Source organism: Schwartzia sp. (in: firmicutes) (genome assembly GCF_978017985.1).
The window spans coordinates 1-7408 of record NZ_CDXDFU010000207.1 but is presented as its reverse complement, the minus strand read 5'-3'; the positions used below and the strand labels follow the sequence as shown (position 1 = coordinate 7408).

Sequence of the window (7408 nt, the reverse complement as noted above, 5' to 3'; positions counted from 1 at the left end):
GCTTGTTGAGGTTACTCCGCAGAGCGTTCGTCTCCGCAAAGCAGTTCTTGACCATTCTGCCCGCGGCCGCGCACGCAAAAACGCAACGAAGGCTGCAAAAGCCTGACCAAATTGCTCATTAATTGAGTATAAAATAGATTAAATTTATTCGTAACATAGGGCTTACGATTCAAAATTCTGCAAATTAGGGGAAAATTATTTTTTCCCGTTTGCAGGATTTTTTGATTTGGTGTAGAATACGGGTAGTATATATAAGTATCGTGGTTTTTGCGCGCTTTTCAAGGCTGAATGATGCGCGTACTCGTTTTAATTCGCAGTGGAGGCGACATAGATGGAATCGATAAAGGAACTTCTTGAGAAAGCCAAGAATATACTTATGCCTGTAGAGGAAGAAGAGGAGCTTGTATCCGAAAAGGCAGTTGCAGAAAGCGAATATGTTACCGAGGAGCGTCGTGTCGTTAACGGTGCGCCGTCTTATTCGTCTGCGGTTGTGGAGAGACCTCGTTTCAAAGCCCGTGCTGCGAAACCGTCTGAGCTTTCCGTCGATATTTATGTTCCGTCTAAATTCGACCAGGTCACGGGGATTGCTGATGACCTGCTTGCGAAGAAAGCGGCTATCGTAAATTTTGAGCGTGTTGACTACGCAGAGCAGCGCCGTATCTGCGATTTTGTAAACGGTGTGTGCTATGTTTTGGACGGCGAGGCTCGCCGTATTTCGGAGGGCATGATGCTTTATGTGCCGTCCGGCGTTGATGTGGCTACCGCAAAGGCTCGTCCGGTAAAGAAATAATCGAACTTGGGGAAGCGGTCGTAACCGACCGCTTTTTTTGCGTTCATTTTTAGGAGGTTTTTTAATGGAAAACAATAAAGAAATAATTGATGGCGTATTGGCTGAGTTTATGCCGCTGACTAAGATTCCCCGTCCGTCGGGGCATGAGAAGGCTGTCAGCGATTACCTGAAGGGTGTATTTGAGGGTATGGGCTGCAAGGTTATACAGGATGCAGTCAACAATCTGGTTGCTGATCTGCCGGCATCGAAGGGAATGGAAAATGCGCCTCTTACGATTCTGCAGAGCCACATGGATATGGTCTGCGTAGCGGAAAAGGGCAGAGACTATAATCCGCTGACAGATGAGATAAAGACAATCAGGACAGAGGAATATCTTACTGCCGACGGCACGAGCCTTGGCTCTGATGACGGCACAGGTATCGCTGAAATCATTTATATTTTCAAGACGTTGGAAAATCACGGCCCGCTCCGTGCTATTGTCACGGTTGATGAAGAGGTCGGAATGTCCGGAACAGAGAAGCTTGACCCGAAGCATGTGCAGGATGCTGTTTTTTACATCAATTGCGATTCTGAGGAAAATGATCTTTTGACTATCGGCAGCGCGGGCAGCGTAGGCGTAGATTTTCACAGGGATATTCATTGGGAGCCGGTACCGCAGGGCAAGGCGTGGAAGATTTCCGTGCGCGGTCTTCTGGGCGGGCATTCCGGTGAGCGTATCGGTGACGGCAGAGGAAATGCGCTGCGCGTTCTCGGACAGCTTATGATAGAGCTCCGCGCTGCAGGTATAGAGTATGCTGTTGCGGAGATGGACGGCGGACAGGCGAGAAATGCGATTCCTGATGCCGGTATGTTTGTTTTTGTTTCCACGGCTTCAGAAAATGACATAAAGGCTGTATTGGAAAACCGCAAAAAGCGCTTCACCGAGGCTTACGGAGCAGTGGACCCTGGCATACAGCTTAGTCTTGAAGAGGCTGAGATGCCTAAGAGAGTCATGAGCAAAGAAGATGCGCGTGCTGTTTCTGAGCTCCTGTTTACGCTTCATAGCGGGGTGTTCTCCATGTCGGCGGCGCTTCCGGGGCTTGTTGAGACGTCTGCAAATATCGGTATGCTCCGTATGACGGATACAGACGTATGGTTCTCGTATTATCCGCGTTCCAGCGTTGATTACAAGCTGGATTCCTTCCGAGTTCTCGGGCAGATTCTCGGAGAGAGATTCGGATTCCGTGCGGATATCGGAAATCCGTCCCCTGCATGGCATGAACGCACGGACAGCAGACTTGCAAAGATCATCACTGAGGTATTTGAGGAGCAGAACGGCACTCCGATGCGTGTTGCAAGCATCCACGCAGGTCTTGAATGCAGCTGGATGATTAAGTACAATCCGAGCATTGATATCGTATCTGTGGGCGTAACTACGTATGATATCCACAGTCCGAAGGAGCGTCTTGTCCTTTCGACGGTTGCTTCACAGGTAAAAATGATAAAGGAAACTCTGCGCCGTATTGCAGATATGTAAAATAAAAAATCTCTGACCATGTATGTGTGGTCAGAGATTTTTTATGCTCAGATGTCCCAGTGCAGGGAGTCCGGATTTGGTGTTGCGTGGTCTATTGTATTGAGAATCCAGGACGCATTTTCATGCTGTTGGTTAAATGCCTGATTCAGGCCCGGCAGGTATTCATCGGGAACGTCCATGAATTTGATTGCCATGTGCATGTAGTCCTTTGCAACAAGGGGAACACCGCGTTCGGCGGCAAGCTGTGCCTTGAAGCGGTAGCCGTAGTAGAGGTAGCTGTTGTGCTTGATGGGGATATCCTCATAGGCAGCTATGCGCTCATCGACTTCTTCTTCGGCATTCTGAATATCTCCCTGTGCATGGAGAATAGTCCAGCGGTCTGCCCAAAGCTCACCGCGCAGAATGTATTTGTAAAGGAAGTCTGTGGACTCCGCAAGCTCGATTGCGAGGTTTATGTGGCGCAGAGCATCGGCGTAGTTTTTGTCTTCACGCTCCAGTGTGCTGAGCTTCTGGAGGGCATAGACCTTTTCTTCCACATCCTGGGAATTTTCGTCATCGACTTCGGCCTCGACGACGGAGCAGAGGAGTTCAATCGCCTCGGGGCGGTGCTGAGACTCCGGCATTGCGAGAAAATGAGCAAGGCGCGCGCGGGCGTGCCAGTTATCCATGCCACCGGCGAAAAGTGTTTCCGGCGGTGCATTTTTTTTGTTATCAATTACGAGATGGACGAGCTTATGAAATTCTTCCTGTGTCATACAGACAGCTCCTTTCGGATTTATTTTTTAGGATATATTCCAATGGTGAGTTCATTGATGATGGGGATATGATTCCCTATACGCCGCATTATGACTGCCAGAGCAACGGCAAGTACGGCAACGGCGACGTAGAATATCAGTGCGATGGGCGCGGTCATTATAAGTCCGCTGCGGTCAACGAGCATGCTGAGATACGTAATCACAACCGGGTGCGCCAGATAAGCAAAGTAGGAATGGCGTCCGAGCAGCGAAAAAACAGGATTCCATGCTTTCGGATAATTTTGATATGTGAAAATCGTAAAAAAGAACAATGACGCCGCAATGGTGTACATTATTCCCGCAGGGCAGAGCTGGTGAGCCGTGTTAATGCCTTCTATAGCGGTGTAGTGCCGTGCCGAAAGTACGTAATAATAGTAGCCGAGCAGAGCGGCAAGGGAGGCCCAGAAGAAAAGTACGATTTCCCTGCGGCGTGTTTCCATGAAGCGGAGAAATGACTTGAAGTTAATTGCAAGCCAGCCGCCAAGAAGGAATATGAAGAAGTAGTGCATGACCCAGTAGTTCAGCCTGTATATCATAAATGACCTCAGAAGCCAGCTCTCTATGCCGTAAGGGTTGAATACAAAGCTGGACCAGTAGTCAAATGCAATCTGAACGACCAAAAGAAACGAGAGATTCAGCGGTGTTATGCGCCGCATTATGGCAATCCAAAGGGGCATTAAAATATAGAACCACAGAAGGATTACCATGAAGTACAGCTGGTAGCTGCACAGTCCGAAAAACAGATAGTACAGAAAAACTGTGGGGCGCAGCAGGCTCGTATCGTGGTAGAGAAAAGTATAATGAAGAACGTAAAATACCGACCAGACGAGATACGGAACGAGCACGGTCTTGAAGCGCCGTTTCATAAAGTCAATGTAAGAGAAGGGCTCCTTCAGGTCAAGATGATAAAAGAGTCCGAAGGCCGATATAAAAAAGAAAATCGGCACTGAAAAACGGGTGGCTATTTCAAACAGGGCAACAAGGTGAGGGTTCGGCGTAGGGTTTGCAAGGTATTGTGAGCCTACATGGATGCCGATTACACCAAGCATGGAGATGCCACGTATGTATTCGATAGCGTCGAGACGCGGTTTATTCATGAGCGGCAGCACCTCAGTCCGAGATTATGAAGTCAACGTGGACAGTTGCCGAGAGTGTAAGTGTTCCTGCGTCGATAGGTGTTGCGGCGCTCATTTCCATTGAAGAGTTTGCCATGAAAACCTTGCGGGAGCGGGACTGGAATGCACCCGAGTTTTCGCTGATGTTCTGTACACCGACGATTTTTTTGCCGAGTGCGTGTGCAATTATGTCAGCCTTTTCACGGGCATCCTTTGTGGCTGCTGTGAGAGCCTCGCGGCGGAGAGCTTTCGTGTCACGGATGGAGAAATCCAGTGAGTTCACGTTGTTCGCTCCGCTTGCAAGCGCCGAATCAATGATCTGTCCAACGAGGTCAAGGTCGCTGATGTGTACTAATACTGTATTGCTGACCGTATAGCCTGTGATTTCATTTGAGCGTCGGTCCGAACGGTCGAAGTCCGGATGGAAGCTGTAGTCCTCTGTGCGGATATCACGGTCGGAGATACCGAGAGCCGAGAGTGCGTTGCGGATGGAAACTGCGGCGGCTGCATTCATCTGCTGTGCGTCCTCTGCTGTAGACGCGTGAGTTATAACACCAAGGCTCAGGTCTGCCTGGTCAGGTGTGGTTTCGACTGTACCTGTACCGCTTACGGAGAGAACAGGAATCTGGTGCTCAGCTGCAGACGCGCTGCCACCGAACATGGTTCCGATTACGAGCATCAGCGCACAGATAAATCTAAATGAACGAATCATAATATCACTCCTTGAATGTAGAAAATCTACTGATAATGCCTAATGCTCATTTTATCAGTGTTGTCTTTATTTTGCAAAGGCAGGAAGGCTTTCGGGCAGATTTTCTTGACAAGGCATGGATTCAGGATATATAATAGCTTCTGTTAGTTACGTTGTAGGTGCGCCGGAGTGGCGGAATTGGCAGACGCAGCAGACTCAAAATCTGCCGTTGGCAACAACGTGCCGGTTCAAGTCCGGCCTTCGGCACCAGAATAAAACAGGCTTCCGTGCAAACGGAAGCCTTTTTTGATGGTTTTCATATTCGAAGCGCTTTTCTGAGCGGTGCAAGCAGAAGGAGCGCGGCGATGATATTTACCGCGCTTTTTGCGAGCAGGCCGTATGCTGAGGCGAGACCTGCAGCAATGCTGTCATAGAGCAGCGCGCCGAAAACGACATACCCTAAGGTCATCCAGAGGGCTGCAGCGGTAAATGCAAAAGCCGCCTTTGCGATTCCCGGATTGGTAGTGCGCGGACGGGCAATGACATATACGATATATGCCATTATGAATTTGATAAGTATTGTTGGCGCTATCCAAAGATAAAATCCACCTATTAGGTCTGCAAGAGCAGAGCCTATGGCAGCGGCAAGAAGTGCCGGACGTTTGGGAATCAGCATGACTATGAGAAATACAGCTGCATCTCCCATGTGCGCATAGCCGAGCGGTATTGGGATTTTCGGTATGAAGGTCGTTAAAAATACAATAGTACTCATGGCTGCACACAGGCATAATTCCTTTGTGCTGATTTTTGATTCGGAGATGGGGCTGTACGTGCTTTCGATTTGAGTGGTTGACATGATTATGCACTTCTTTCCTGTTTTTTTGTTCTCGATTTTACACCCGGTCTGACTGTATAGAAATGCCCAGTTTGTGAAAAATTATTATGCCAGATGAATTGTGCAGAATTATATCAGTTGAATTGCACAAAACTTTCCTAATTATGTTTACATTTGTGTATATACATGTTATACTTGTACGAGTAAATAGATTATCGGATTCCAAAGAGTGAGCGCCAGCTCACTCTTTCGCATTGTATGAGCAATATTTTGAGGAGGAATGTCTGTGGCAGGTTATGTGGAAAAGACCGTAGAGAAGCTGGCTGAGGAGCTCTTGGCTGATACGGGGCTTGAACTCGTGGATGTCGAGTATGTAAAGGAAAAGGATTGGTATCTTCGCGTCTATATTGATAAACCCGAGGGTATTGATATAGAGGATTGTCAGGAGCTTTCTGAGAAGCTCGAAAAAGAACTTGACGAGAAAAATGTTGTTCCGGACAGCTATATTCTTGAGGTATCTTCACCGGGTCTTGACCGCGTGCTGAAGAAGGAAAAGGATTTTGTCCGTGAGGCAGGCAAGATGGTGGATGTTTCACTTTACGAACCGCTGAATGGGACAAAGCAGGTAACCGGCAAGCTGATCGGCTGCGAGGATGGGGCTTTGAAGCTTGAGGATTTCGAGCCAATCGACATGAAGAAAATCGCGCAGGTGCGTTTACATATTGATATTTAAATCATAGGAGGAGCAGATTTTGATTAAACGGAGCAGGGGAAAGGCTAAGAAAGAGCAGGCTCTCAATTACGGTGCGGATTTCATGGATGCATTCCGTGAACTGGCGCAGGAGAAAGGAATTGCACCGGAGGTGCTGTTTGAAGCTATAGAGGCAGCACTTATCACGGCATACCGCCGCAATTTCGGCGGAGCGGCACAGAACGTCCGTGTACTTCTTGACCGCACTACGGGAGAGTACCATGTGTATGCAATAAAGACAGTCGTCGAAGAGGTGGAAAATCCGATTACGGATATATCTCTCAGCGATGCACAGGCGATTAAACCGGATTATGAGGTCGGAGATGTTTTCGAGCTCGAGGTTACGCCTGCAAACTTTGGACGTGTTGCCGCACAGACGGCAAAGCAGGTTGTTGTTCAGCGTATTCGTGAGGCTGAGCGCGGAAATATCTTTGATGAGTATTCCGAGCGTGAAAGTGATATCATCACGGGCACGGTGGAGCGTGTCGAGAACCGCAATGTATATATTGACCTCGGCAAAACAGAGGCAGTTCTTACACCGACTGAGCAGATTGAAGGAGAAACATACGAGTACGGAGACCGCATCAAGGCTTATATCCTTGAGGTGCGTCGTACCTCCAAGGGACCTCAGATTGCAGTGTCACGCACACATCCGGGCCTTTTGAAGCGCCTGTTTGAGCGCGAGGTTCCTGAGATTCAGGAGGGCGTCGTGGAAATCAAGTCCGTTGCACGTGAGCCGGGCATGCGTTCTAAGATTGCCGTATATTCCAGAGACGAGGACGTGGATCCGGTAGGCGCATGCGTAGGCCATAAAGGTCTCCGCGTACAGGCTATCGTTGATGAGTTCCGCAATGAGAAAATCGATATAGTTAAATGGAACGCTGATTCCGCGCGCTTTATTGCAAACGCGCTGAGT

Annotated in this window: 8 protein-coding genes and 1 tRNA gene; 5 read left to right on the top strand and 4 right to left on the bottom strand. The window is 48.7% G+C overall.

From position 1 onward, the window contains the following. The first annotated feature begins 331 nt into the window (after window positions 1-331). The gene (locus tag ACY69O_RS08940) at window positions 332-790 is read left to right on the top strand and encodes a cell division protein SepF (RefSeq protein ID WP_462333119.1); all 459 of its coding nucleotides are present in this window, start codon (window positions 332-334) and stop codon (window positions 788-790) included. A 64-nt stretch (window positions 791-854) separates the two neighbouring features. Beyond that, a complete protein-coding gene (gene pepD / locus ACY69O_RS08935) occupies window positions 855-2306 on the top strand; it encodes a beta-Ala-His dipeptidase (protein ID WP_462333118.1) in 1452 nt (483 codons plus the stop codon). Window positions 2307-2353: 47 nt separating this feature from the next. Here pepD and ACY69O_RS08930 read toward each other — a convergent pair whose 3' ends face one another. The 3 genes from ACY69O_RS08930 to ACY69O_RS08920 are packed head-to-tail and all read right to left on the bottom strand — an operon-like array spanning window position 2354 to window position 4927. Further along, window positions 2354-3061 carry a tetratricopeptide repeat protein gene (locus ACY69O_RS08930; protein WP_462333117.1) on the bottom strand — a complete coding sequence of 236 codons (708 nt, stop codon included), beginning with the start codon at window positions 3059-3061 and terminating at the stop codon, window positions 2354-2356. 20 nt (window positions 3062-3081) lie between these two features. Next, complete coding sequence (locus ACY69O_RS08925) at window positions 3082-4197, bottom strand: acyltransferase (protein WP_462333116.1); 1116 nt, start codon at window positions 4195-4197, stop codon at window positions 3082-3084. A gap of 13 nt (window positions 4198-4210) precedes the next feature. Continuing rightward, window positions 4211-4927: an SIMPL domain-containing protein gene (locus ACY69O_RS08920; protein WP_462333115.1), complete on the bottom strand. Its 717-nt coding sequence runs from the start codon at window positions 4925-4927 to the stop codon at window positions 4211-4213. 162 nt (window positions 4928-5089) lie between these two features. Between ACY69O_RS08920 and ACY69O_RS08915 the strand changes: the two genes are divergently transcribed. Then, a tRNA-Leu gene (locus tag ACY69O_RS08915) sits at window positions 5090-5176 on the top strand. A gap of 46 nt (window positions 5177-5222) precedes the next feature. On the opposite strand, the gene ACY69O_RS08910 is transcribed toward ACY69O_RS08915, so the two are convergent. Further along, window positions 5223-5762 carry an ECF transporter S component gene (locus ACY69O_RS08910; protein WP_462333114.1) on the bottom strand — a complete coding sequence of 180 codons (540 nt, stop codon included), beginning with the start codon at window positions 5760-5762 and terminating at the stop codon, window positions 5223-5225. A 265-nt stretch (window positions 5763-6027) separates the two neighbouring features. On the opposite strand from ACY69O_RS08910, the gene ACY69O_RS08905 reads away from it, so the two are divergent. Further along, window positions 6028-6474 carry a ribosome maturation factor RimP gene (locus ACY69O_RS08905; protein ID WP_462333113.1) on the top strand — a complete coding sequence of 149 codons (447 nt, stop codon included), beginning with the start codon at window positions 6028-6030 and terminating at the stop codon, window positions 6472-6474. Between the two features lie 82 nt (window positions 6475-6556). Further along, the coding region (gene nusA, locus ACY69O_RS08900; RefSeq protein ID WP_462333120.1) for a transcription termination factor NusA at window positions 6557-7408 on the top strand (852 nt) is incomplete at its 3' end.